The 24,927-nt window shown below is 72.4% G+C and carries 22 protein-coding genes and 1 pseudogene; 13 read left to right on the top strand and 10 right to left on the bottom strand.

Annotation, left to right across the window (positions count from 1 at the left end; genetic code table 11):
• A pseudogene (locus OJ962_RS27335) lies at positions 1-687 on the top strand (hypothetical protein); the annotation flags it as partial.
• Here OJ962_RS27335 and OJ962_RS27340 read toward each other — a convergent pair.
• Genes OJ962_RS27340 through OJ962_RS27350 form a run of 3 tightly spaced genes read right to left on the bottom strand, consistent with a single transcriptional unit; the run spans position 676 to position 3,963 of the window.
• Positions 676-1,227, bottom strand: a complete 552-nt coding sequence (locus tag OJ962_RS27340; protein WP_202955142.1) for a YqgE/AlgH family protein — start codon at positions 1,225-1,227, stop codon at positions 676-678. The pseudogene OJ962_RS27335 and the gene OJ962_RS27340 overlap by 12 nt on opposite strands.
• An 11-nt stretch (positions 1,228-1,238) precedes the next feature.
• On the bottom strand, positions 1,239-2,759 hold the full coding sequence (locus OJ962_RS27345; protein WP_202955143.1) for a hypothetical protein: 1,521 nt from the start codon (positions 2,757-2,759) through the stop codon (positions 1,239-1,241).
• A 34-nt stretch (positions 2,760-2,793) separates the two neighbouring features.
• On the bottom strand, positions 2,794-3,963 hold the full coding sequence (locus OJ962_RS27350) for an aldo/keto reductase (RefSeq protein WP_270006741.1): 1,170 nt from the start codon (positions 3,961-3,963) through the stop codon (positions 2,794-2,796).
• A 21-nt stretch (positions 3,964-3,984) separates the two neighbouring features.
• Here OJ962_RS27350 and OJ962_RS27355 point away from each other — a divergent pair, with 21 nt between their 5' ends.
• Positions 3,985-5,823 (top strand): S8 family serine peptidase, encoded by a 1,839-nt coding sequence (locus OJ962_RS27355; protein WP_202955145.1) that lies wholly within the window; start codon positions 3,985-3,987, stop codon positions 5,821-5,823.
• Positions 5,820-6,560, top strand: a complete 741-nt coding sequence (locus OJ962_RS27360; protein ID WP_202955146.1) for a GDSL-type esterase/lipase family protein — start codon at positions 5,820-5,822, stop codon at positions 6,558-6,560. Before OJ962_RS27355 ends, OJ962_RS27360 begins: the two co-directional genes overlap by 4 nt.
• On the opposite strand, the gene OJ962_RS27365 is transcribed toward OJ962_RS27360, so the two are convergent.
• The 4 genes from OJ962_RS27365 to OJ962_RS27380 are packed head-to-tail and all read right to left on the bottom strand — an operon-like array spanning position 6,475 to position 10,235.
• Complete coding sequence (locus tag OJ962_RS27365) at positions 6,475-7,125, bottom strand: DUF3159 domain-containing protein (protein ID WP_202955147.1); 651 nt, start codon at positions 7,123-7,125, stop codon at positions 6,475-6,477. The two genes, OJ962_RS27360 and OJ962_RS27365, sit on opposite strands and share 86 nt — an antisense overlap.
• Complete coding sequence (locus OJ962_RS27370; protein WP_202955148.1) at positions 7,122-8,030, bottom strand: class I SAM-dependent methyltransferase; 909 nt, start codon at positions 8,028-8,030, stop codon at positions 7,122-7,124. The genes OJ962_RS27365 and OJ962_RS27370 overlap by 4 nt, the downstream gene beginning before the upstream one ends.
• Before the next feature lie 19 nt (positions 8,031-8,049).
• Positions 8,050-8,925 carry a substrate-binding domain-containing protein gene (locus OJ962_RS27375; protein ID WP_202955149.1) on the bottom strand — a complete coding sequence of 292 codons (876 nt, stop codon included), beginning with the start codon at positions 8,923-8,925 and terminating at the stop codon, positions 8,050-8,052.
• Positions 8,913-10,235 (bottom strand): S8 family peptidase, encoded by a 1,323-nt coding sequence (locus OJ962_RS27380; protein WP_202955150.1) that lies wholly within the window; start codon positions 10,233-10,235, stop codon positions 8,913-8,915. Before OJ962_RS27380 ends, OJ962_RS27375 begins: the two co-directional genes overlap by 13 nt.
• 91 nt (positions 10,236-10,326) lie before the next feature.
• On the opposite strand from OJ962_RS27380, the gene OJ962_RS27385 reads away from it, so the two are divergent.
• Both OJ962_RS27385 and OJ962_RS27390 read left to right on the top strand, forming a co-directional pair.
• Complete coding sequence (locus OJ962_RS27385; RefSeq protein WP_202955151.1) at positions 10,327-11,238, top strand: glycine betaine ABC transporter substrate-binding protein; 912 nt, start codon at positions 10,327-10,329, stop codon at positions 11,236-11,238.
• Positions 11,235-11,603, top strand: a complete 369-nt coding sequence (locus OJ962_RS27390; protein WP_270006742.1) for an MmcQ/YjbR family DNA-binding protein — start codon at positions 11,235-11,237, stop codon at positions 11,601-11,603. The genes OJ962_RS27385 and OJ962_RS27390 overlap by 4 nt, the downstream gene beginning before the upstream one ends.
• On the opposite strand, the gene OJ962_RS27395 is transcribed toward OJ962_RS27390, so the two are convergent.
• Positions 11,563-12,273, bottom strand: a complete 711-nt coding sequence (locus tag OJ962_RS27395) for a metallophosphoesterase family protein (RefSeq protein WP_202955152.1) — start codon at positions 12,271-12,273, stop codon at positions 11,563-11,565. The two genes, OJ962_RS27390 and OJ962_RS27395, sit on opposite strands and share 41 nt — an antisense overlap.
• A 64-nt stretch (positions 12,274-12,337) precedes the next feature.
• On the opposite strand from OJ962_RS27395, the gene OJ962_RS27400 reads away from it, so the two are divergent.
• Together OJ962_RS27400 and OJ962_RS27405 are read left to right on the top strand one after the other, a co-directional pair.
• On the top strand, positions 12,338-12,727 hold the full coding sequence (locus OJ962_RS27400) for a hypothetical protein (RefSeq protein WP_202955153.1): 390 nt from the start codon (positions 12,338-12,340) through the stop codon (positions 12,725-12,727).
• Positions 12,728-12,769: 42 nt separating this feature from the next.
• Positions 12,770-13,540: a PP2C family protein-serine/threonine phosphatase gene (locus tag OJ962_RS27405; protein WP_202955154.1), complete on the top strand. Its 771-nt coding sequence runs from the start codon at positions 12,770-12,772 to the stop codon at positions 13,538-13,540.
• Between the two features lie 27 nt (positions 13,541-13,567).
• On the opposite strand, the gene OJ962_RS27410 is transcribed toward OJ962_RS27405, so the two are convergent.
• Positions 13,568-14,791 carry a 4-alpha-glucanotransferase gene (locus OJ962_RS27410; RefSeq protein ID WP_202955155.1) on the bottom strand — a complete coding sequence of 408 codons (1,224 nt, stop codon included), beginning with the start codon at positions 14,789-14,791 and terminating at the stop codon, positions 13,568-13,570.
• A gap of 32 nt (positions 14,792-14,823) precedes the next feature.
• Here OJ962_RS27410 and OJ962_RS27415 point away from each other — a divergent pair, with 32 nt between their 5' ends.
• The gene (locus OJ962_RS27415) at positions 14,824-16,764 is read left to right on the top strand and encodes a maltotransferase domain-containing protein (RefSeq protein WP_202955156.1); all 1,941 of its coding nucleotides are present in this window, start codon (positions 14,824-14,826) and stop codon (positions 16,762-16,764) included.
• Here OJ962_RS27415 and OJ962_RS27420 read toward each other — a convergent pair.
• Positions 16,761-18,731: an OmpA family protein gene (locus tag OJ962_RS27420; RefSeq protein WP_202955157.1), complete on the bottom strand. Its 1,971-nt coding sequence runs from the start codon at positions 18,729-18,731 to the stop codon at positions 16,761-16,763. The two genes, OJ962_RS27415 and OJ962_RS27420, sit on opposite strands and share 4 nt — an antisense overlap.
• A 94-nt stretch (positions 18,732-18,825) precedes the next feature.
• On the opposite strand from OJ962_RS27420, the gene treS reads away from it, so the two are divergent.
• From treS to OJ962_RS27445, 5 genes are read left to right on the top strand one after another with little or no spacing between them, the layout of a single operon-like run.
• On the top strand, positions 18,826-20,496 hold the full coding sequence (gene treS / locus OJ962_RS27425) for a maltose alpha-D-glucosyltransferase (protein WP_270006743.1): 1,671 nt from the start codon (positions 18,826-18,828) through the stop codon (positions 20,494-20,496).
• Positions 20,493-21,839, top strand: a complete 1,347-nt coding sequence (locus tag OJ962_RS27430; RefSeq protein WP_202955159.1) for a maltokinase N-terminal cap-like domain-containing protein — start codon at positions 20,493-20,495, stop codon at positions 21,837-21,839. The genes treS and OJ962_RS27430 overlap by 4 nt, the downstream gene beginning before the upstream one ends.
• 31 nt (positions 21,840-21,870) lie before the next feature.
• The gene (locus OJ962_RS27435; protein WP_202955160.1) at positions 21,871-22,428 is read left to right on the top strand and encodes an RNA polymerase sigma factor; all 558 of its coding nucleotides are present in this window, start codon (positions 21,871-21,873) and stop codon (positions 22,426-22,428) included.
• Positions 22,425-23,132 (top strand): hypothetical protein, encoded by a 708-nt coding sequence (locus OJ962_RS27440; protein WP_202955161.1) that lies wholly within the window; start codon positions 22,425-22,427, stop codon positions 23,130-23,132. The genes OJ962_RS27435 and OJ962_RS27440 overlap by 4 nt, the downstream gene beginning before the upstream one ends.
• A gap of 34 nt (positions 23,133-23,166) precedes the next feature.
• The gene (locus OJ962_RS27445) at positions 23,167-24,864 is read left to right on the top strand and encodes a protein-arginine deiminase family protein (RefSeq protein ID WP_202955162.1); all 1,698 of its coding nucleotides are present in this window, start codon (positions 23,167-23,169) and stop codon (positions 24,862-24,864) included.
• The last annotated feature ends 63 nt before the right edge of the window (positions 24,865-24,927 follow it).

Below are 24,927 nucleotides of genomic sequence, written 5' to 3' on the forward strand. Positions count from 1 at the left end.
CCCGAACACGCCCTGCGGGACCCCGACGGGGCCTGGCCCGTCCCCCCGGCCCGGGCGCCCGCCGTGACGCCGCGCCGCGGGGCGGAGCCGCGGCCACGCGCTCGCCGCGCGTGGCGCCGCCGCCCGGCCGCCGTCGCCGCGGCGGCGCTCCTCGCCCTCGCCGGCGGGACCCTCGCGGTGCCGGAGGCGCGCTCGACGGTGTTCGACTGGCTGGGGATCGAGTCGGTCGAGATCCGGCGCGCAGAGCCGAACGCGACGCCGGGCGCCTCGCTCAACCTCGGCCTGCCCTCGACGATCGAGCGCCTTGGCGTCCCCGTCCTGCAACCGCGCGGGCTCGGCGAGCCCGGCGTGTACGCGACGACGCTCCCGGACGGCACGCGCGCCGCCACGCTGGTCTATGACGGGCCGGTCCTCGTCCAGACGTTCCGCGCGCAGGCGTCGCCGTTCATCGACAAGACGGTCGGCACGGGCGCGACGGTGACGCGGCTGATCGTCGACGGCGCGACGGCGTTCTGGATCGCCGGCGCACACGGGTTCGCGTACCAGTCCGAGGCCGGCTTCGGCTTCGAGGACCAGCGCATCGCGGGCAGCACGCTGCTGGTGGAGCGGCGCGACGGGCTGCTGCTGCGGATCGAGGGCGTCCGCGACCGCGACCGCGCGCTCGCGATCGCCCGCTCAGTTCAGTGACGGGTCCTCGGGCATCGTCGACAGCAGCGCGTAGCGGTGGCCCTTGCGGCGCAGGACGGCCGCCCACAGCTCGTCGGGGTCGGCGGTGAAGATCTCGTCGCGCGTCGGCGGCTCGATGATCCACGCCTCCTCGGCGAGCTCGTCCTCGAGCTGGCCGGGGCCCCAGCCGGCGTGCCCCGCGAACACCCGCGCGCGCCGGATCGCGCCGCTCAGGTGCTCGGGATCGTCCGCGTCGGCGCCGATGAAGCCGAGGTCGGTGTCCACGAGCGCGCCCGCCAGCTCCGGCCGGTCGAACTCCGCCAGCACGATCACGGCGGTCTCGGCGACCGGCCCGCCGACGTAGACCGGCTCCTCGTCCCCCGCGAGCCAGGCGAGGTCGGGGACGGCGTCGCCGACCGTCGAGCCGGTCGGCCGGTTGAGCACCAGGCCCATCGCTCCCTCGTCCGTGTGCTCGGCGATGAGCACGACGGTGCGCACGAAGTTCGGGTCCTTCAGGACCGGCGACGCGAGGATCAGCTTGCCGCGCAGGGAGTCGGCCATCCCTGCAATTGTTACCGCTTCGAGCGCTTCGTCTTCGTCTTGGCCTTCGACTTGTTCTTGGAAGCCTTCTTGGCCGACGCCTTCTTCTTCTTGGTCGAGGTCTTGGCCTTGACCGACGTCTTCTTCTTGGTCTTCTTGGACGTCTTCGAGGCGGCCCGGTTGACGCCCGCGGCGCCGACCGGGGACGTCGGGTTCGACGCGGCCGCGGCCGAGCCGTCCGGGTTGGTGGCGACGACGGTCACGCGCAGGCGGCGGCCGAGATCGTCGCTGGTGACGGTGTACGTCGGGTCGGTCTCGGCGTCGATGTCCTCCCAGCCGGCGACGGCGAGGCGCTGCCACTGGTACTGGAAGCGGGTCGGGCCGTTGGTCCAGGCGCCGGCGCCCGCGTTGAGCGTCGAGCCGCGGCGGGTGGCGCCGGAGACCGTCGGCGGGGACGTCGCGGCCGGGCTCTGCGGCACCCAGTTCGCGCCGCCGCCGCACGCCGGGGCGATCTCACCGCACGGGGCGAGGAAGACGGACTCGTAGGTGTTCCAGTGCGTCGCCAGGTAGCTGCCGGGTGCCGGAGCCGGGTTGAAGTAGTCGTCGCGGCCGCAGTCGTAGTTCTGCGCGATCGCGCCCGGGATGCCGGAGCAGTCGACCTGCATCGCGTGCGCGGCGCCCGCGTCCTCGACGTAGCACATGACGTCGGCGCCCTGCCAGCAGTGGCCGTAGTTCGGCGCCGAGCCGCCGCGCGGCTGCGTCGAGTGCGGCGCGCCCCACTGGACGGCGCCCAGGTTGTGCGTCATCTCGTGCAGGAAGCCCTCGGGCCACCAGCCCCAGCGCGCGGCGCCGGGCGCCGCCGCGCCGTCACGGGAGAAGAGGATGGAGGTGAGCCCGCCGCGGTTGTGGACGTTCGCGCTGCCCGGCTTCTCCCCGGAGGCGCCCATGATCGTCTCTCCCAGGCCGTACTCCTGTGTGCCGCCGGCGAGGCCGTCGGCGATCACGATCGCGTTGCGCGGGCCGCCGGCGGTGCCGAGCGCGCGCTGGACGGCGCCGGAGATCGCGCCGAAGTTGTCGGCGTACTGGGCGCGCGTGCCGGGCAGCGGGACGATCTGGATGTCCACGTAGCCCGCCCCGCAGCTGGTGCCCATGTCGAAGCGGATGGCCTTGGTGCCGCCGCCCTGGGCGCTGAGGAAGCGCTGGACGATCGCGACGTTGGCCTGGATCGCGTCGCGCCAGCCGGCGAAGCGGTTCGGGCGGTCGGCCGCGAAGGCGTACACGACCTTGAACTGCGGCTTGCTCGGGGGCGTGACGGCGTTGGCCGTGTTGTCGCTCGTGCGGTCCTCGCCGCACCACGCGGTCGGAAGGCCGTCGCCGCCGTCGGCCGCGGCCTGGGCGGTCACGACGACCTCGGCGAGGTTGACGTCCTGCAGCTGGCCGCGCGTGTCGAGATGGGTGAGCTTGTCCTTGTCCGCCTGCGGCAGTGCGAACGTCGGTAGCGCGAGGGTTGCGAGCGCGAAGACGGCGGCGCCGATGGTGTTGAGGCGGATCATCTCGCCTGGGTCATCGGCCCGGGCGAGCGCTTCCTTAAGCCGCTTTTGCCAGGTCGCGGGCGGGTTCGATGCCCCACCGGCCCGCCAGCTCGGCCAGATGCGGGGAGATCGCCCAGCGGTCGGGCAGCGGCTCGTCGCCCTCGAAGTCGGGCGTCGCGCCCTTGAGCAGCATCGAGCCCGTGTTGTCGCCGATCGCGCGCAGCTCGGCGACCTCCTCGGCGCTCAGCACGGACGGGCCCGTGACCGCCGCCAGCTCGGCCCGCTTGTCCTCGATGGTCTTCGAGCTGCCGGGCTCCTCGATCAGCGTCGGCGCCACGACGTGCACCGGCGCGTGCGCGAGGTTCCAGTGACAGGCGAGCTGCAGCGGCGTCAGCCCGTGCTTTTCCGCGATCGGGCGCATCCGCTCGAGCTTCTCGCGCCCGGCCTCGACCCAGCCTGCGGGCCGGAAGCCGCGGTGGTCGTAGCGCGGGAAGGCGTGGCCCGGGAGGACGTCGTCGTGGAAGAGCCCGCCGTAGTCGACGACGCGGGTGATGAGCTTGACGCCGTGACGCTCGGCCGCGCCCAGCACGAGCTCGCCCGGCCACGGCTCCATCGGGTTCAGGATCACCATCGCCCAGTCGATGCGGTCGCCGAAGCGCTCCAGGCAGTCGATGACGTCGAGCGTGAAGCCGTTGGCGGGCCCGGGCGCGACACCCAGCGAACGCGTCAGCCCGTCCGCGCGCACCGCCTCCAACGCGTCCCACACGGCTTCGCTCGTGTAGCCGATGTGGTCGGGGTTGTGCAGGAGCAACACGTCGAAGGCGTCCACGCCGCAGCGCTCGAGGCTGCGCTCTGTCGCCATTCGGACATATTCGGCGTACTGCTCCGGGCCGCGCAGCCGCGGATCGGTGAAGCGCGGGAAGCCCTTGGCGCCTTCGCGCTCGCCCTCGTAGAAGTCGTGCCCGATCGCCCCGACGAGGGTGTATTCAGGGCGCGAAACTCCGGCAAGCGCCCGCCCTAGCAGACGATCGGCCTCCCCTGCGCCATAAGCGTCCGCCGAGATGACGGTCGCGATACCCTGACCAGGGCGCAGGAGGGCAGCGAGCCGGTCGTCGTCGACGGGTTCACCGAAGTGCATGAAGCGGCCGCCGCTCCATGTCCCGATGGCGGCACTTGTCAGCACCGGCCAACTTTCTTCCCTTAAGTGTTCACTCAAGGCCCCCACGCAATGGCCGATGATACGAGGGTGACGCATTCGCGATCGGGTCTCGCGTGCGCGATGGTGCTGCTCGCCGCCGTCTGCTGCCTGCTGCCGGGGGTGGCCGCCGCGCAGGGGGAACCCGTGCCCACGGTGACGCCGACGCCCGTGCCCACGCCGACGGGCCCGGACATCACGTGGCCGCTGCTCGTCACCAACGACGCCGACGTCGACGCCGCCGAGGCGTGGGACATCTCGATGGGCGCGGACGTCACCGTCGGCGTCATCGATCAGCGGATCTTCGCCGGCCACAGCAAGTTCGCCGGGCGCATCGACACCGAGGAGAACGTCGTGCTGCCCGGTGAGGAGTGCGGCGCCGCCGCGCCGACCCTCACGGCCGATCACGGGACGCTGATCGCGGGCCTGATCGTCGCGCAGGGCGGCGACCCGGACGCGACGGGGAACATCGCGGTGCGCAAGCTGTCCGGGCTGGCGCCGGAGGCGCGGGTCCGCCCGATCCGTGCCGTCAACCACTGCGGCAGCGCCACCCGCCGCGCCATCACGGCCGCCATCCGGTACGCCGGGGCGGCCGACCTGCCGATCGCGGTCGTGTCGTTGGCGACTGATCCACTGCTCCCGGTCTCCGAGCAGGAGAAGACCGCCGAGGAGCTCGAGGCCGCGTTCGCGGACTCGCCCGACACGCTCTTCGTCGTCGCCGCCGGCAACCACGGCAACGACAACGACGTGCCCGGCCGTCAGGTGTACCCCTGCTCGAGCGAGGCGCCGAACGTCGTCTGCGTCGGCATGACGGGGGACCCGGTCACCAGCGTGCCGGGCGGCGTCTACACCGACGCGCCGGTGTGCTGGGGCAACGTCGGCGCGACCTCCGTGGATCTGTTCGCCCCGGGCCTGGCCATCTCCTCGACGGCGCGCGGGGCTGAGGGCGGGTCCGCGTACGCCGTCCGGCCCGGCACCTCGATGGCGGCGCCGCTCGTCGCCGCCGCGGGGGCGCTGATCGAGGCGGTGGATCCGCTCACCTTCGAAGGGCCCGCCAAGCTCAAGGAGCTGCTGCTCGACGGCGGCGACTGGCACACCGAGCTGGACCCGATCTCGGTCAGCGGCCGCCGGCTCAACGCCGCCCGCTCGCTCGGCTCCCAGGCGCGGCTCGGCCGGCCGCCCGCGAGCAAGGCGTGGCAGAGCTGCGACCCCGACCACGACGAGGTCCGCGGCGCCGAGGAGGACTGCCCCAACGAGCCCGGCACGCTCGCGGACCGCGGCTGCCCCGACACCGACAAGGACGGGAAGGTCGACCGCCTGGACAACTGCCCGCGGTTCGCCAACGCGAACCAGGCCGACACGGACCGCGACGGCCTCGGCGACGGGTGCGATCCGACCGAGCGCGGCCCCAACACGGACGGCGACCAGCTCCCGGACATGGACGACGCGTGCCCGCTGCAGTCTGCGCTGACCGCGGACGGTTGCCCGGTCATCGTCCAGCCCACGCCCACCCCCACGCCCCGGCCGCCCGATGACGACGACGGCAACGTGAACCCGGGCACGCCGACGCCCGTGCCAACCCCGACGCCGGCGCCGACGGTCGTGCCCGACCCGGGGCTGCAGATCACCGTCCTGAAGGCCGAGCCGACGCGCAGCAAGGCCGTCAAGGTCACCATCCGGCTCTCGCGCACGGCGAAGGTGGCGCTCAAGGTCGAGCGCAAGATCGGGCGCAAGTGGCGCCGGGTGACCACGAAGTCGGTCACGGCGTCGATCAGCCTCAAGAGCCTCACGCTGCGCGCCGCCAAGGGGAAGAAGCTCTCGCGCGGCAGCTACCGGGTGACCGCCACCGTCGGTCGGCTGACCAAGAGCGCGCAGTTCAAGGTGAAGTGAACGCGGGCGTTCTCGCCTTCGGCGACTCGATCACCAACGGTGGCGGGGAGCTGCAGTGGGGCGTCGCGCTGCAGTCGTGGGCGCTGTGGACGGCCCGCGGGCTCGGGCTGCCGTACACGGGCTACGCCGTCGACGGCGCGCGGGTCGGGGACGTCGCGGACATGCAGGTGCCGGCGTTCCTGGAGCGCACGGCGCTGCCTGAAGCCCGGTACGCGGTCGGCTGTCTGTACGCGGGCGTCAACGACGTGCGGGTGCCCGGCTTCGACGCGGCGGCGTTCGAGGCCGCGTACGCGTCGGTCGCTACGTTCCTCGCGCAGCGGTGCGAGCGGGTGTTGGTGGTGACGATCCCGGACGGGCTCGGACTTCCGCGCGCGGGCGGGATCGCGGCCGGCAACGCGGCGATCCTGCGCGTGGCCGCGGACGTTGGCGCGCTCGTGCTCGACCTACGCGACTTCGGCGCGCGCAACCACGTGATGGCCGACCGCGTGCACCCGACGGCGTTCGGTCAGGTGGCGATCGCCGAGCGTGCGCTGGCGGTGCTCGCGGCGGACGGGATGGCCGTGCGCGTGCGGCCCTCGGCCCTGATCGCGCCAAGCGAGCGCACGCGGCTGCGCACGCTGCAGGGCGACTGGAGCTACGTGTACCGGACGCTCAAGGGGCTGGCTCGGGCTTCGGGTGCCGCGGGTCGGGTGCGCCGAGCTGTTCGAGCCGCTTCGGGACGTAGCGGTAGCCGATGAACAGCAGCAGGCCGAATGCGGGCAGGCCCATCGCGATCGACGCGACGCCGAGCGCCTCGACGTTGCCGATGTAGATCAGGTAGGCGTAGATGGCGGCGCGCAGGCCGAACAGCGCGGCCCAGGCGAGGGTGTACTCGGTCATCACGCGGCGCACGGCGGGCTGCTGCGGCCACCCCGGCTCGGCGCGGTAGAGCGTCGCGACGATGAAGCCCGCGAGCGGGCGCCGGATCAGTGCCGAGCCGGCGAAGATCACGCACAGCCCGAGCTGCTGGAGCATCTTCGGGACGAAGTAGCCCTCGGCCTGGCCGCTGCGGACGGCGATGAATGCGGCCAGGCCGGTGCCGAGCAGGCCGCCGACGGCGTTCATCACCGACTTGCGGCGCACGAGCCGCTCGACGAACAGGGCGATCCCGATGCCGACCGCCACGGCCGCCGCCAGGTTGACCTCCTTGGTGATCGTGTAGACGATCACGAACGCCAGCGGCGCCAGCGCGGTGTCCGCCAGCGCCCGCCGGTCGCGCAGCATGTCGAACGGGCCGGGCGGGTGCTGGTCGGGTGGCGTCACGCGCGTTTGCGGGCCGCGAGCATGAGGTTGTAGAACAGCTGCGGCGGCAGGCGGGGCTCGAGCAGCGAGCGGTCCACGCGCTGGAGCAGGATGTAGCCCTTGTAGGCGTACTGGATCCAGCCCCACGGGACGTCCTTGGGCTCGGCGCTCGCCTCGAGCGTGCGGTTGAACCAGCCGAACCAGTTCGCGAGCAGCTCCTCGCCGCGGACCTCGACGTCGGTGAAGCCGCCGGCGGCCGCGTGCCGCTTGAGGTCGGCCGGGACGAAGGCGTGTACGTCGACGACGGCCTCCAGCGCGTGTTCGTCCTCGTCGGCGCCCTGGTGCTGCGGCGCGGGGCGCGCCTTGACCGCGCGGCGCCACAGCGGGGCGGCCTTGACCGCGGCCCGCTTCGGGATCGCGGCGAGCTTGTCGCCCTGGCGGGACGGCTCGCCGGCGAAGAACAGCGTGCCGCCCGGTTTCAGGACGCGGTGGAACTCGCGGAACGCCTGGTCGAGGTCCGGCAGATGGTGCAGGACGGCGTGACCCAGGACGAGGTCGAAGGACGCATCCTCGAACGGGAGTTGCGTCGCGTCGCACGCCGCGGTCTCGACCTCGAGGCCGAGCTCGTGCGCGTTGTGCTCGAGCGTGGCGAGCATGCCCGGGCTGATGTCCGTGCAGGTGGCCTGCTCGATCACGCCGGTCTGCAGCAGGTTGAGGCTGAAGTACCCGGTGCCGGCGCCGATCTCGAGCGAGTGCGCGAACGGCCCGGGGTTCGGGCCCAGCAGCTTCGCCAGCTTGCCGAGCACCTGCTGGTGGCCGATCTCGCCGAAGGAGATGCCCCACTTGGAGTCGTACGTCTCGGCCGCCACGTCGTGGTAGCGGCGGTTGACGTCGAGGATCTCGTGCTCTGTGGGCGGGGCGGCCATACGCGGCCACTGAGCGTAGCTACGGGACCACGTAGCGGGACGCGATGACGCGCCGGGCCGTGGCGTCCGTCCTGATCCAGGCGAGGAACCGGGCGAGCGCGCCGGCCGGGCGCCCGCGCGTGACGAACCCGAGCGTGCGCCGCGCGGGATAGGAGCCGTCGGCCACGGTCGCGCGCGTGCACGGGACGCCCTCATAGGGCACGGCGTGCAGGCGGCGCGCGAACTCGAGGTCGACGTACCCGAAGGCGGCCGGGGTCGCGGCGATGTGGTCGCGGACCTGGGCCGAGGCGGTGTAGGTGGTGGCGGGCGCGAGCGGCGTCGCGAGGTCGACGAACGTCGTCAGGAACACGTTGCGGGCCGCGGAGGTGACGTCGAAGGTGACCCGCTCGATCGCGTCCCGGCGCGGCGCGCCGGCGATCTGCGCCCAGCTCGTCGTCGCGCCGGAGACGAGCGGCTGCAGCTGCGCGCGCGTGAGGTTGGGCACGCGGTTGGCCGGGTTCGTGACCAGGCAGATCGCCGACCGCGCGAGCGGCGTGAACGTGAGCCCGGGCGGGTCCCCGGGCTCGAGCCCACGCCCCGACAGGCCCGCGTCGACGATTCCGCGCGCCGCGTCCGCGATCCCGATGCCGGTCCCGCCGCCCACGAGCGAGAACCGCGGCGCGTCGGCTCGCTCGCGCCGGTAGAAGTAGGCGAGGTCGGCCACGACGGCCTGCGCCGGGCTCGCCCCGCTCATCGTGATCGTGCGCGCCGCGCCGGGCGCCGGCGACGGCGTGAGGAGGAGAGATGCAACCGTCGCCGCACCCAGCAGCCGGCGCGCACGTTTGAGGGCGGCGCCGCGGCCGCGGGCCGGGCCGGGCGAGGGGGCCGCGCCGCTCGCGCCGCTCAGCCCACCCATACCGCGCCTCCGATCCCGCCGCCCGTGCCCACGTGGCGCTTGCCGGAGCGCAGCGTCCGGACGCGGGCGCTGGCCCGGGACAGGCGGCGGCCGTCGGCGGCGAGGGCGTAGACCGCGAGGCGGCGGCCGGCGCGATTGCGCAGGCGCACGTTGAGCACCGTGCGGCCGCCGCGCAGCTGGGCGACGCGGCGGCCGTCGAGGCGCAGCTCGATGCGGGCGACGCTTCCGGCCGCGCCGAGCACGGCGAGCTGGGCCTGGGTCGTGCGGCCCTTGCGGGTCGCGCTCAGCACGCGCAGCGACGGCGGCTGGCTGCGGTCGTAGCTCGCGGTTCCACTGGCGGCGAGCACCGCGCCGAGCGCGTCGACGTAGCCCGCGCTGACCGGGACGGACCCGCGCGTGGCGTGCTGGAGCAGCTGCGCGCGCAGCTCCGCCGCCGGCAGGTGGGGCGCGACCGACGCCATCAGCGCGGCGACGCCCGCCACGTGCGGCGCCGCCATCGACGTGCCGGACTTGAATTCGTAGCCGCCCGACTTGGAGGTCGAGATCACCTCGACGCCGGGAGCGGCGACGGGGACGGTCAGGCGGCCGTAGTTGGAGAAGTCGGGCAGCGAACGGCCCTGGTCGGGCTCGGTCGCGGCGACGCCGACCACGTTCGAGGCGGGGATGGCGACCGGGTAGACGGGCTGCTGGTCGACGTTGACGCCGCTGTTGCCGGCCGAGCACACGATCAGCGCGTTCGCGGCCGCGGCGGCTTCGATCGCGGTGCGCATGCGCGGGTCGTCGACGTTGCCCTCGAGGCTGAGGTTGATGATCCGCGCGCCCATCGCCGCTGCGTAGCGGATGCCCTCGGCGACGCCGCCGGTGGTCCCGCCGCCCTGGTCGTCCAGGACCTTGACGGTCATGATCTTCGCCCGGTAGGCCACGCCGACCACGCCGCGCCCGTTCGCGGCCGCCGCGATCGTCCCGGCCACGTGCGTGCCGTGCCCGTATCCGTCGTGGAGGTCCTGCGCGGCGCCCTTGGTCGTGAGGTCGACGCCGTGGACGTCGTCGACATAGCCGTTGGCGTCGTCGTCGACGTTGTTGCCCGGTACCTCGGCGAAGTTCGTCCACGCGTTCGGGGCGAGGTCGGCGTGGTCGAGGCGGGTGCCGGAGTCCACGACCGCGACGGTCACCCCGGCGCCTGCGGCCAGCGCCCAGGCGCCCGGGAGGTCGAAGACGGTTCCGGGTGCGACGGCCCACTGCTCGCCCTGCAGCGCGTCGGTCGGGGCGGCCGACGCCGGAGCAGTCGCGAGCGCGAAGGCAACAACCAAGCTTGCGGTCCGGCCGGGAATGGGGCACCTCCTGCTCAGCGCGAGCCTACCCATCTAGATGTTCACTATGTCAACCGTTTAGGGTTGGGGCATGCGGTGCTCGGTATTGCTCGTCGCGTTCGGGATCTGGCTCTGCTCCACGCCCGCGCAGGCGCAGCAGGTGCGCCTCGCAGCGCCCGCCGACTGCCTCACCAACTCGGGCTGCGCGGTGGGCCTGCGGTCCGTATACGGACTTGACGTGCGTTCAGTGTTGGTTCCGCTGACCGTCGCCGACGCCGGCATCTCCGCGCTCGACGACGGCCGCGCCGAGGTGGCGATCGCGTTCTCGTCCAACCCGCAGGTGTCCCGGCCCGACATCGTCACGCTGCGCGACGACCGCTCGATGATCTACGACGACCACGTCGTCCCGGTCATCCGCCGCCAGCTGCTGCGCGATTACGGCGCGCGCGCCGCGCGAGCGCTGCGCCGGCGGCTGAACGCGGCGTCCGCAGTGCTCACGACGCTCGCGCTGCGCGGGCTCAACCAGCACGTCATCGACGGCCGCATGCCGGAGGCGGTGGGCGGCGAGTTCATCGACGCGAACGGCCTGGGCGGAAGCGCCGCGCGGCGCCCCGGCAAGCGGATCGTCGTCGGCTACATGGCGTTCGACGAGAACGAGACGCTCGCGCACCTGTACGCCGAGGCGCTGCGCGCGGGCGGCTTCCGCGTCGTCGTGCGCGCCGTCGGCGGGCTGCGCCCCGAGGCCGTGCGCAAGCTGCGCCGGGACCAGATCGACCTGTATCCGGCCTATAGCGGCTCGCTGCTGCGCTACCTGGTCGGGACGAAGCCGGAGCGGCTGCGGGCGGGCCTGCGTCGGACGCTCGCCCGCATCGACGTCGAGCCGCTGCGCGCCTCCCGCGCGCAGGACCGCAACGTATTCGTGACCAAGACCGACACCGCGAGCCGGCTCGGCCTCGCGAGCATCTCCGACCTCAGGCGTTACTGGCAGACTGCCGGTTCGTGAGCTCGGAGCTCGACCGCGTCCGCGAGATCTGCCTGGCGCTCCCCGAGGTGACGGAGCGGCTCAGCCACGGCCATCCGACGTGGTTCGTGCGCGACAAGAAGACGTTCGTCTCCTTCCACGACAACCACCACCACGACGGGCGGCTCGCGCTCTGGTGCGCCGCGCCGGAAGGGATGCAGGAGACGCTCGTCGCCGGCGAGCCTCGCCACTACTTCCGGCCGCCGTACGTCGGCCACCGCGGCTGGATCGGCGTGAACCTGGACAGCGGGCTCGACTGGAACGAGATCGCGGGCGCGATCGAGGACGCGTACGCCGAGATCGCGCCTAAGTCGCTGGTCGAGCGCGCTGCTCGAAGATCGCAGTGATCTCGTCGGGTGCGACGGGCTCCACGAGCGCCGCGTCCACCGATATCACGTCCGGCCAGATCGCTCGCATCCGCCGGCCCGCCGCAGCCGCGTCGTACGCGGTGCCCCGCAGCTCGGGAACGCCGTCCGCGACCCACAGCCAGCGCGCGGCGCCGTCGCCCTCGTACGGGAGACCGACGCTGCCGGCGTTGATGAAGCGTGTGCCGCCGACGGTGCGGTCGTGCTGCTGGTGCGTGTGGCCGGCGACCACCAGCGGCCCGGCTCCGGCCAGCGCCTCGGCGTAGCGCTCGTCCGGGCTGATGCGCGTGAGCATCTCCTCGTCACTGCGCGGCGTGGCGTGGCAGTAGAGGACGCCGTCGATCTCGGTCGTGAGCGGGAGCTCGCCGAGCGGCTGCGCGCGGTCGCCGAGCTCGTCGGCGCTGCGCCGCGCGGTCACGGCGGCCAGGTCTTCGGGCGCCGGAGCCGCGGGCGCGTTCGCCGTCTCGCGCTCGCCGTTCCCGCGCACCCAGCGCGTGGGCAGCTGCGCGAGCCGGTCGAGCGTCGCGGCGGCGAACGGGCCCGGGACCGCGTCGCCGCCGACGAGCACCAGGTCGAAGTCCGGCGCGGCCGCCAGCACGGCCTCGAGCGCGTCGATGTTGCCGTGGATGTCGTACAGCGCGAGGACGTTCACGGCGCGATCGTACCGCAACCGCACGGTTGCGGGAACCGAATCCGTCGCGCGGTGTACAAGCGGTATGCGGGTCATCGCCGCGACCATCCTCGCGCTGCTGCTCTTCGCGCCCGCCGCGACTGCGAAGGAGGGCGTCCGGGCGCGCCTCGAGAGCCGCCTCGACCTGAACGCCCGGGCCGGCAGCGAGATCACGGTCAAGTGGCGCCTCTACATCCGCGACAGCGGCCGGCCGTTCGACGCCGGTGAGCTGTTCGTGCGGCTGCGCAGCAAGGGCTCCGGCGCGCCGACCCGCGCCTACGGCAAGGGCGACCGCGGCCGCTACACGGCGCGCGTGCGGGTCCCGCGCGGCGGCCTCGGCGGCATCCGCTTCGGGCTGATGGGCTACCGCTCGTTCCCCGGCGGCGAGTCCGAGCCCGCGCCCGTCTTCTTCCCGCTCGACAACGACCCGTTCTAAAGGCGCGCTGACAACTGACGCCGGCAGGGTTACGATGCCGCCATGCCGGCCTTGGCGCTCGAATGCGCCGCCCGTAATGACATCGGGCGACGGGCGAACAACGAAGATGCCGTCTACACGAGCTCGAAGCTCGCGGCGGTCGCGGACGGCGTCGGCGGCGCCGCGGCCGGTGAGGTCGCGAGCCAGCGGATCGTCAACTCCCTCGCCCACTTCGACACGAGCCGGCTGGACATTCCGCTCGACGCCGCCCTCGAGAACGCGATCACGATGGGCAACGAGTCGATCGGCTTCATGGCCGGCGCCCGCCCCCAGATGCAGGGCATGAGCACGACCCTGACCGCGGTCGCCCTGTCCAACGACGGCACCTACGTGATCGCCAACATCGGCGACTCGCGCACCTACCTGTTGCGCGCCGGCGAGTTCACGCAGCTGTCGCGCGACGACAGCCTCGTCCAGGACCTGATCGACGCCGGCCACCTCACGCCCGAGCAGGCCAGGCGCCACCCGGCCCGCAACGTCGTCATGCACGCCCTGGACGGCGACCCGGAGCGCCGCCCGTCCACCCAACTGCTGCCCGCGATGTTCGGCGACCGCCTGCTGCTGTGCTCGGACGGCCTGTCCGACGTGGTCGACTTCGACACCCTGCGAGAGCTGCTGCTCCGCCACGCCGACCGCGGCGAGTGCGCGGACCGGCTGATCGCGCTCGCGCTCGAGTCGGGCGCGCGGGACAACATCTCCGCGATCGTGTGCGACGTCGTGATCCGGGAGGACCCGGCCACCGCGTGGCAGGCGCCGCTCGTCCACGAGCGCTGATCGGTCACTTGACCACCTATACGGGGGTCAACTGACCGATCGGCCGGCGGCCTCCGTCGCGGCGCGGAGCCGCCGCGCCAGATCCGCAGACGGGAGCTCGTCGAGCTTCCAGCCCCACCCGCCCGCGGTGCCCGGCTGGTTCATGCGTCCCTCGTTGCCGAGCCCGAGCACGTCCTGCAGCTGCACCATCGCCAGCCGGGCCGGGGAGGCGAGCGCCAACCGGATCATTCCCCAGTGCGGCTCGTCCTCGGAGATCCCGTACTCGTCCCACGCCTCCTGCACCAGCGCGAGCTGCTCGGGGCCGAGGCCGTCGTACCACCCGCGGATCGTGTCGTTGTCGTGCGTGCCGGTGTAGACGACCTGGTTCTCCTCGTGGTTCGAGCACACGTGCTGGGTGTCGCGCTCACCCGGCGTGAAGCCGAACTGCAGCACGGCCATGCCCGGCAGGCCCAGCGACTCCCGCAGCGCCTTGACCGGCGGCGTGATCACGCCGAGGTCCTCCGCGATCACCGGCAGCCCGCCCAGCGCCTCGCGGGCGGCGAGCAGCGGCGCGGCGCCCGGGCCGCGCTTCCAGGTGCCCGCCGACGCGACCGGCGAGTCCTCCGGCACCGCCCAGTAGGCGGTGAAGGCACGGAAGTGGTCGATCCGCACGAGGTCGAAGAGCTCGAAGATCCTCCGCAGCCGTGCGATCCACCACGAGTAGCCGCGCCGCTGCAGCGCCGGCCAGTCGTAGACCGGGTTGCCCCAGAGCTGGCCGTCCTCGGTGAAGGCGTCCGGCGGGACGCCCGCGACGAAGCCGGGCTTGAAGATCTCGGGGTGGGCGCGCTCGTCGGCGGAATCGGGCGCGACGTAGATCGGGACGTCGCCGATCAGACGGACGCCACGGTCAGCGGCATAGCGGCGAAGCTCGGCCCACTCGCGGTCGAAGCGGACCTGATCGTCCAACGCGGACTCGCCCGCGAACGCGATCCAGTCCTCGATCCAGTCCGAGGCCTTGGCGCGGAACGCGTCCCGCTCGGCGTCGGTGACGGGCGCGTCGGGCTCGGCGAGCAACGCGGGTGAGGCGGCGAACGCGGACGCGCTCTTGTACGGCGAGCCGTGCTTGTCGGGCGGGGACAGCGGCAGCATCTGCCACCACGTCTGACCGGCTGCAGCCAGCCAGTCGACCCAGGCGAAGGCCTCCGGACCGAGACGTCCGGACGGCAGTGAGGTCGGGTGCAGCAGCACCCCGGATGTACGAGGAAGGTTCATGTGATCGCCTTGTCGGATACTCCGCGACTGAGATGCCCGCACCGAAGCGCAGTGAACGCCCGCGCCGGATCAGGATCGCAAAGCCGGCGCCGGTCCTCGACAACGGGCGGTACGCCGTCAAGCGCACCGTAGGCGACACGGTCGCCGTTTCCGCCGACGTCTTCCGCGACGGACACGAGAAGATCAAGGCCGTCGTGAAATACAAGGCGCCGGGCGGTCGGCGCTGGCTGGAGACGGAGATGCGCGCGGTCGACGCGCACGTCTCCGGGGTCCGCTGGGCGGCGGAGTTCACCGTCGAGACGCCCGGCACCTGGCAGTGGACGGTGGAGGCGTGGACCGACCGCTGGGCCACCTGGCACGACGAGCTGCGCCGCAAGGTGGCCGCGGACCTCGACGAGGACCTGACGTCCGAGCTGTCCGAGGGGGTGATCTTCCTCAAGCGCGCGCTGGAGAAGGCGAAGGATGAGGCCAAGTCGAGCATCGAGTACGCGATCGGCGTCCTCGAGTCCGACGCCGAGATCCATCAGAAGTTCGACGTCGCGCTCGGCCCGGAGCTCTTCCAGGCCATGGAGGAGGCCCAGGAGCGCGAGGGCGCGGCCAGCCTCGAGAAGCCGATCGTCGTCGAGGTCGACCGGGTCCGCGCCCGCTTCTCCGCCTGGTACGAGCTGTTCCCGCGCAGCTGGGGCGGCTTCAAGGCCGTCGAGGCGATCGTGCCCGACATCGCCGACCTCGGCTTCGACGTCCTGTACCTGCTGCCGTTCCACCCGATCGGCGTCAACAAGCGCAAGGGCCGCAACAACTCGCTCGTCGCCGGCCCGGACGACCCCGGCAGCCCGTACGCGATCGGCGGCAAGGAGGGCGGTCACTTCGCCGTCCACCCCGAGCTGGGCACCGAGCAGGACGTCCGCGACCTGTGCGCCACCGCGCACAAGCACGGCATGGACGTCGCGCTCGACATCGCGCTCAACGCCTCCGCCGACCACCCGTGGCTCACCGAGCACCCCGAGTGGTTCCAGCAGCGCCCGGACGGCACGCTCAAGTACGCCGAGAACCCGCCCAAGCGCTACCAGGACATCTACAACTTCAACTGGGACAGCGAGGACTGGCAGTCGCTGTGGGAGGCGTGGCGCGACGTCTTCCTGCACTGGGTGGACGTGGGCATCAAGTGCTACCGCGTGGACAACCCGCACACGAAGCCGTTCGCGTTCTGGGAGTACATCATCAAGGAGGTCCACAAGGTCGACCGCGACGTGGTCTTCCTGAGCGAGGCCTTCACGCGCCGCGCCGTGATGCGCGAGCTGGCCAAGCTCGGCTTCACCCAGGGCTACACGTACTTCACGTGGAAGAACTCGCGCCACGAGATGCTCGAGTACTTCAACGAGCTCGCCTGGGGTGAGGAGAAGGAGTACTTCCGGCCGAACTTCTTCCCGGTCACGCCGGACATCCTGCACGCCTATCTCGTGCACGGCGGGCCGCCCGCGTTCGTCACCCGCCTCGTCCTCGCCGGCACGCTGTCGCCGAGCTACGGCATCTACTCCGGCTACGAGCACTTCGAGAACGTGCCGGTCCGTGAGGGCAGCGAGGAGTACCTGAACTCCGAGAAGTACGAGATCAAGGACCGCAAGCTCGACGGCCCGCTGTTGCCGATGATGCGCCGGCTCAACGAGATCCGGCACGAGAACGTCGCCCTGCAGCACCTGAGCAACGTCTTCTGGCTGGACGCGCAGAACGACCAGATCTTCGCCTACGCCAAGCAGGAGCCCGGGAACACGATCATCACGGTCACGAACCTGGACCCCCACAACCAGCAGTCCGGGCTGGTCACGATCCCGGCGCTCCTCGGCCTACCGCCGGTCTTCGTGGTCGAGGATCAGTTCACCGGCAACCACTACGACTGGCGGATCGGCCAGAACTACGTGGAACTGAACCCGCACGTGGTCGGGAAGCAGTTCCACCTGTTCAAGGTGCTTTAGCGCACGAGCTGTACGACGACGCGACGGTTGAGCGCGCGGCCCATCGGGGTCGCGTTGCTCGCCGCCGGCGCGGTCGCGCCCTTGGAGGCCGTCTTGAAGGTCGCCTTCACGCCGCGTGTCTTGAGGAAGGCGCAGACGACCTTGGCCCGCTCGATCCCGAGCTTGCGGTCATAGCGCGCGCCGGAGAGCGACGGCTCGGTGTGCCCGACGCAGGTGACGCGCTTGGCGCCCTTCGCCTGCTGGGCGAGCGTGGCCAGCGAGCGCTTGGTGGCGGCGGTGAGCTTCGCGCTGTCGATCGCGAAGCGCGCCGCCACGGACGACGTGTCACCCGGGACGAGCCGCGCGCTGCGGGTCGCCTCGAACGCCGCGCCCGTGCTCGGGCGGCCGGTGATCTTCACCTGGATCGCGAGCCCGCGCGGGGAGCGGCGCAGCAGCGCGCGACCCGTGGCGTTGAGCTCGACGCGGACCTCGAGGGCGCCCGTGGCCTTGTCCGGCGCGGCCGTGCCGGTGCCGATCAGCACGACGCTCGCGGCCGTCGCGACGCCGCGGCGCGCCTCGGCGTACAGGTCGACCTTGCAGGACTTCAGGACCGTGCCCGTGACCTTGCAGCCGACGTCCACGCCACCGGCGGAAGCGGCGACCGTCGCGGTCTTGGCCGTGTCACCCGCGTCGCCGACGCTGACCGTGAACTTCGGCGGCGCGACCGGGGTCGGCGTGACGACCGGCGCGGGCGGCTCCGGCGTGGCCGTCGGGGTCGGCGCGGGCGGCTCGGGCGTGGGCGTCGGGGTCGGCGCGGGCGGCTCGGGCGTGGGGGTGGGCGCCGGCGGGGTCGGGGTCGGGGTCGGGGTGGGAGCGGCGCTGACGACGGCCGTCGCGGCGGAGTCCGCATCCACGCCGGCGGCGGTCTCGCGCAGACGGAGCGTGGAGCCGAGGTCGCCGGCGGTCGCCGTATAGGTCAGCGCGTTCGCGCCCGCGATCGGCGAGCAGTTCGCGCCCGCCCCGTCACACCGCAGCCAGGCGTAGCCGTAGCTCGTCAGCGGCGGCGCGGTCCACGTGCCGGGGGTCCCGGTCAGCGTGTGCCCGACTTCGGCCGTGCCCGCGACGCTCGGCGCGACGGTGTTGACCGGCGCGGCGGCGGAGGCCAGCGTGGACTTGATCGCCAGCTCGCGTACCTCGCCCGGATCGAGCGTGAGCGCGTGGGCGAGATCGCGGCCCCAGGTCCAGCGGACCTCGTTGTCGCTGTCAAGGGTGGCGCCGGCGAGCACGGGGATGAACGGGGTCGCGGGGGCCGAGCCGTAGTCGGCGACGTCGAGCATGTCGGGCGAGATGCCGCCCGGGAGGTTGGCCGTCCAGCTCGCGCGCAGGGTCGGTGCGCCCTGGTCGTTGTCCTCGAGGGTGAAGGTCGGGAACGTCGGGTCGAGGAAACGCGCGCCGCCCGTGCCCACCGCGCTGCCACCGGCCGGCGTGAAGACCGGCCCGTCGTCGGTGTTGAGCAGGAAGTCGATCGTGGTCCGCGCGCCCAGCTTGAGCGGCGACCCGCCGGTGTTGGTGAGGCGCAGCGTGAAGGTCACGGACGAGTCCGCGGCGGTCGTGCCGGTGACCACCGCGTCCTGCTCGACGCCGAGCGAGTCCGCGCCGGTGACGGCGAAGCTCTGGCGCACGCCGTTCGGGATCGCCGAGACGGTGACCGCGTACGGCGAGCTCGCCTGAGCGGCGAGCACATAGTCGGCGTCGGTCGTGTATGAGTGGACCAGGTTGCGGGCGCCGTAGCCGCCGTAGGTCAGGTACTTGCCGGCTCCGTCCGGGTGGTTGGCGCCGGTGACGGCGCCGAACTGCCCGTTGGAGTTGACCTGCACCGTGTAGATGCCGTTGGTGTGGGAGTTGGCGACGGCGGCGTGCGCGGACGACGCGCCGACGAGGCTCGCGCCGGTCGCGAGCGCGATCGCGGCGAGTCGTGTAGGGGCCATGCCCCCGTACTCGGACGGACTCGTCCACCTTTGAGCTGACCGACAGATGCAGGCCAGGTTTGCCAGGATCGCGTTCGGTGCAACCGTGACCCCAGTGTCCCGTAACGATCCCGGCCAGTGGTTCGAGGCCCAGCCGCTGTGGTTCAAGACCGCGGTCTTCTACGAGATCCACACCCGCGCGTTCTTCGACGCCAACGGCGACGGTTCCGGCGACTTCCGCGGCCTGACCGAGAAGCTCGACTACCTGCAGTGGCTCGGCGTCGACTGCATCTGGTTGCTGCCGTTCTTCCGCTCTCCGCTCAGGGACGGCGGCTACGACATCAGCGACTTCTTCCAGATCCAGCCGGACTACGGCACGGTCGACGACGTCCGTGACTTCATCGAGGCGGCGCACCAGCGCGGGATCCGCGTGATCGCCGACCTGGTGATGAACCACACGTCCTCCGACCACCCGTGGTTCCAGGAGTCGCGCTCGAGCCCGGACTCCCCCAAGCGCGACTGGTACGTGTGGTCCGACGATCCCACCCGCTACAGCGAGGCGCGGATCATCTTCACCGACACCGAGTCCTCCAACTGGAGCTGGGACGACGAGGCCGGCGCCTACTACTGGCACCGCTTCTTCTCCCATCAACCCGACCTGAACTTCGACAACCCCGAGGTGCAGGAGGCGATGCTCGAGGTCCTGCGCTTCTGGCTGGACCTGGGCATGGACGGCTTCCGCCTGGACGCCGTCCCGTATTTGTACGAGCGCGACGGCACCAACGGCGAGAACCTCCCGGAGACGCACCAGTACCTCAAGCGGGTGCGCGAGGAGGTCGACCGGCTCTACCCGGACCGCGTCCTGCTGGCCGAGGCCAACCAGTGGCCGGCCGACGTCGTCGAGTACTTCGGCGACGGCGACGAGTGCCACATGGCGTTCCACTTCCCGGTGATGCCGCGCATGTTCATGGCGGTGCGCCGCGAGGAGGCCAACCCGATCTACGAGATCCTGGCCCAGACGCCCGACATCCCGGACAACTGCCAGTGGGGGCTGTTCCTGCGCAACCACGACGAGCTCACGCTCGAGATGGTGACCGACGAGGAACGCGACTACATGTACGCGGAGTACGCCAAGGACCCGCGCATGAAGATCAACGTCGGCATCCGGCGCCGGCTCGCGCCGCTGCTCGAGGGCGGCCGCGACGAGATCGAGCTGCTGCACGCGATCCTCTTCAGCCTGCCGGGCTCGCCCGTCCTGTACTACGGCGACGAGATCATGATGGGCGACAACGTCTATCTGGGCGACCGCGACGGCGTCCGCACTCCGATGCAGTGGAGCGGCGACCGCAACGGCGGCTTCTCGCGCGCGGACTTCGCGCAGCTCTACGCGCCCCCGCTGATGGACCCGGTGTACGGCTTCCAGGCCGTCAACGTCGAGGCCCAGATGCGCACGCCGTACTCGCTGCTGCGCTGGCTGCGGCGCTTCGTCGCCCTGCGCAAGGAGCACCCCGTCTTCGGCCTGGGCACCTACGAGCCGCTGCAGCCGTCGAACCCGAGGATCTTCGCCCACATCCGCACCTACGAGGAGGACGTGATGCTCTGCGTCCACAACCTCGCCCGCTCGGCCCAGGCCGTGGAGCTGGACCTGTCGGCCCACAAAGGCCGCCATCCGACTGAGATCTTCGGCCGCTCGCGCTTCCCGCGCATCGGCGAGCTGCCGTACCTGCTCACGCTCGCCCCGCGCGGTTTCTATTGGTTCCAACTGGTGAAGGATGAGCCGGAATGACCAGCGACCTCACCTTCATCGACGAACAGGTGCTCAACGACTGGGTCGTCGCCCAGCGCTGGTTCGCGTCCAAGACGCGTGAGGTGTCGGGCGTGGAGGTCGTCGACTCGGTCGCGCTGTCCGAGCAGCTCGTGCTGGCGCTGATCGAGGCGCGCTTCCCGGTCGGCACGCACGAGACCTACCAGGTGCCGCTGGCTCTACGCCCGAGCGGGGACGGCGAGCCGATCTTCGAGAAGGGCGGCCAGGCCGTCTACGACGCACTGGCGGATCCCGAGACGGGTCGCGAGCTGCTGCGGGCGATGGCGGCCAACCGTGATGCCGGCGACTTCGCCTTCCGCTGGACCGCGGACCACGCGCCCGACGACAGCTTCCACGTCCGCCCCGTCGGCGTCGAGCAGTCCAACACCTCGATCGTGTTCGGCGACCAGCTGATCATGAAGGCGATCCGCAGGATCGAGCCGGGCGTGAACCCCGAGCTCGAGCTGCTGCGCTTCCTCTCGGCGCGCGAGTTCCCGCACATCGCGGCGTTGCACGGCTGGTACGAGGTCGACGGCCGCCACGTGTCCGCGACGCTCGGGATCCTGCAGGAGTTCCTGGCCGGCGCGAAGGACGGCTGGGAGATGACGCTGGACGAGCTCGCGAGCGACCCGGACGGGCTGCTGGGCAAGATCGAGGCGCTCGGCGTCGTGATCGGCGAGCTGCACAGCGCGCTCGGCTCCGACAACTCCGATCCGGACTTCGCGCCCGTCGAGCCGTCCGCGGAGTCGCTCTCGATCCTGTACGCCGACGTCGACGAGCAGATCGAGCGCGTCTTCCTCGACCTGCCCGACAGCGAGGCGACCGCCCCGATCGCGGGCCGTGGCCAGGACGTGCGCGAGAAGCTCTCGCTGCTCGCGCACGCGACGGTCGGCGGGCGCGTGATCCGCACCCACGGCGACCTGCACCTGGGCCAGACGATGTACTCGGCGCAAGGTTGGAAGGTGCTCGACTTCGAGGGTGAGCCGGCCCGGCCGTTGCCGGAGCGGCGGCTCAAGCGCTCGCCGCTGCGCGACGTGGCGGGGATGCTGCGGTCGTTCTCCTATGCCACCGCGGGGTCCCACCTGCTGCGCGGTCGTGAGGCGCCGGCCGACTGGGAGGAACGTGCGCGTGAGCGCTTCCTGGCCGGCTACCACCGGGCCGTGGACAACAGCTTGCTGCCGCCCGGGCAGCAGGCCACGGAGCAGCTGCTGGCGGTGTTCGAGCTCGAGAAGGCCGTGTACGAGCTGCGCTACGAGCTCAACAACCGGCCGGACTGGGTCGCGATCCCGGTCGCCGGGATCGTGCGCCTGCTCGAAACCGAGTGACACAGACGCTCGGCGTGCGGCATAGGGCCCTGTGAGCCCGACCGACGCCGAGCTGCTGCGCCGCTCCAAGCGCGACCCCGACGCCTTCGTGGCGGTCTACGACCGCTGGGCGGCGGACGTGCAGGCGTGGTTGGCGGCGCGCTGCGGCGACGCGGTGGTGGCAACCGACCTCACGGCGGAGACGTTCGCGCAGGCGCTGCGTCACGCCGGGCGCTTCCGCGACGAGACGGACGGGTCCGCCGGGCCGTGGCTGTTCGGCATCGCGTCCAACCTCCTGCACCGCTACTGGCGGCGGCAGAAGGTCGACGTGTCCGCGCGGCGCAAGCTCGGCATGCGGCTCACGCCGTGGGTCGAGGACCACGCCGAGGAGGTGGCGGAGCGGCTCGCGGTCGAGGGCGCCGGGCGGCTGCTGCACGCGGCGCTCAACCGGCTCCCGCCCGAGCAGCGCGAGGCGATCGCGCTGCGGGTGCTCGAAGGGCTCGGCTACGACGAGATCGCGCTGCGGCTCGCCGTCTCCGAGCAGGCCGCCCGCTCGCGCGTGTCGCGCGGCCTGAAATCGCTGCGAACCGAGATGGAGGGCCGCGTATGACCCCGCTCCCGCCCGAGCTCGCGCTGCTGCGCGAGGACCTGGCCGCCGCGGCCCGCCGGCGTGCGCGCCGCCGCCGCTGGCCGCGTGTCCTCGTCGTCTCGGGGTTCGTCACGCTCACGTTCGGCACGGCCGCCGTCGGCACCGGCCTCGTCGAGTCGCCCTTCTCGGGCGACGAGCGCACCGTGACCGTCGAGGGTGAGCGCATCCCCTGCACGCGGACTGCGCGCGGGGAGCTGTGCCGGTTCCGTCCCGGCGAGGGTGTGGGCCCGGCGCAGCTCGCGCGGGCACTGCGCGCACGGGGCGCCGAGTTCGGCGTCACGGAGACCCGGAGCGCGAACGCGTACAACCGCACCGGCATCCGCGTGGGCGAGCGCCCCGCGGGCCGGGGCGGCTACCGCAGCACCGGCCCGCTGACGGTCACGATCACGGTCGACGGCGGCGCACCGGTGACGTGCGGCCGCACGGGCCCCATCTGCCGTGCGTACCGCGAGGACACGCGGCGTGGCGACTTCCAGCCGCTGCTGCGCACCCTCGACGCGCGCCGGATCGTGATCGAGACCACGAGCCGCTGCCGGCTGGCAAAGCGCTACGAGTGTGAGGGCGCGCCCCGCGAGCGCGCGATCCGGCTCTCGCGCGACCCGCAGGCGATCCCCGAGCCGAGCACGACCTACAGCTACGCGAGATTGACCGTCACACGCCGCTGAGCCGCGGCATAGGGCAGCGATGCGAATCCTGCCCATGACCGCGTTGCTGGTGCTCGCAACGACCGCAAACGCGACAGCTGTTGCTAAAGAGGGACAGTCCCTCTTCAGGAAAGCAGCGCCCGTCGCCGACCTGCAGGCCGACGCGCCGCTGCGCTTCCTTCCCAACGTCGACGACGACTCCGGCCGCTGCGCCGGCCCGCTCGCCCAGCTGGTCAAGACCGGCTTCGCCCCGGACGAGCCGGCGAAGTGCCACGACGCGGCCGACACGGTCGTCAATGGCCCCGAGGACGCGGCCGACCTGACCCCGCTGCGGGTCGCCGCGTGGCCGCAGGCACCCGACGACGCGACGGCCACCGTGACCGTCGCCGGCAACGCGCGCCTGATGCGCGACGGTGCGCAGTTCGCGGGCACGCTGACCGCCGCCGAACTGCGCGCCGGCGTCGAGCTCGGGATCGAAGGGCTGGACGTCGCCCGCGCGCCCGGCACCGGCGGCGCGGCCTTCACGCTCACGGTCGCGAGCGGCGGGGAGACGGCCACGAACACGCTCACCGGCGAGGTCGCGCCCGTCCTGTTCCCCGACGCCCGGCAGGCGCCGCAGACGCTCTACGCCCGCCGCGCGCCCACCGAGAAGGAGGTGCGGGCGCGCATCGACGAGGCCAAGTCGGTGTGGGCGCGCATCCGGCGCGAGATGAAGACCAAGCCGGCCGAGGTGCTCAAGGGCCTGCCCTCGCTCAAGCGCTACCGCCAGGACCCTGAGGGCCTCAAGCGCTTCGCGGAGCAGGAGATCGAGGCCGCCGGCGACGGCGAGCGCGCGTGGCAGCGCTTCGCCCGCGCCTACAAGAAGACGCTGCAGAAGGCCGCGCCCGTGCGCGACTTCGAGGGCGCGGTGTTCGCCCAAGACGCGTTCGAGACCGGCATCGCGGCCACGCCGCGCGGGTCGATCCGCGTGTCCGTGCTCGCGCCCGGCGTCCAGAGCCCGCGCCTGACCGGCCGGCTCGCCGCCGGCGCGGCGTGGCCGTACCAGGAGCTGCGCGGCCGCGACAAGGGCGTGGTGGCGGGTGACTACGACGCCACGGGCGACCTCGAGCCGACGCCGCCGGCGCCCGGCGCGCCGCTCGGCAAGCTGCTCGTCGGCAGCGACCCCGGCGACGCGTGGTCGAAGTTCCTGGCCGCCCAGGGCCAGCAGCCCGTGGTGGAGATCGACACCTCCGCGCTCGCGGTCGGCCACGTCGACGAGATCGTGGCGGTCATCCCGACGACCACCGGCAAGGGCTGGGTGCTCGCCGTGGCCGACCCGGGCGGGGCGCTGAAACTCGTGCCCAAGGGCGAGCGGCTGGAGCGCGGCGTCGCCCGCGGCAGCCGCACGATGGCGCCCGGGCTGGACGCGCTCGCGGCGCGGCTGAAGACCGAGCTCGACGCCGACGTCGTCCGCTTCCCGGTGCTGTTCGGCCCGGGCGACGGCGGGCTCTACGCCGCCACCGGCAACCCCGTCAACGGGGTGGCCGTCGGCAATCGGACGTTCCTGGCCGCGGACCCGCACGGCCCCGAGCGCGGCGGAAAGGACGTCTTCAAGGCCGCCATCGCCCATGCCCTCAAGGGGCGCGGAGTCAACCTGCGCTGGGTCGACACGCTGCCGTTCCCGCACGTGCGGCTCGGTGAGACCCACTGCTACACCAACGCCGTCCGCGACCCGGGCGCGCTCAGACGGTGGTGGGAGGCCGCCGGAGCGTAGACTCGCGCGCCGACGGCCAACTTCGGGCTTGCGAGCCCGCCGTACAGGGAAGGCAACCGAGCG

This window comes from Solirubrobacter deserti, from assembly GCF_027587175.1.
Classification (GTDB): Bacteria; Actinomycetota; Thermoleophilia; order Solirubrobacterales; family Solirubrobacteraceae; genus Solirubrobacter; species Solirubrobacter deserti.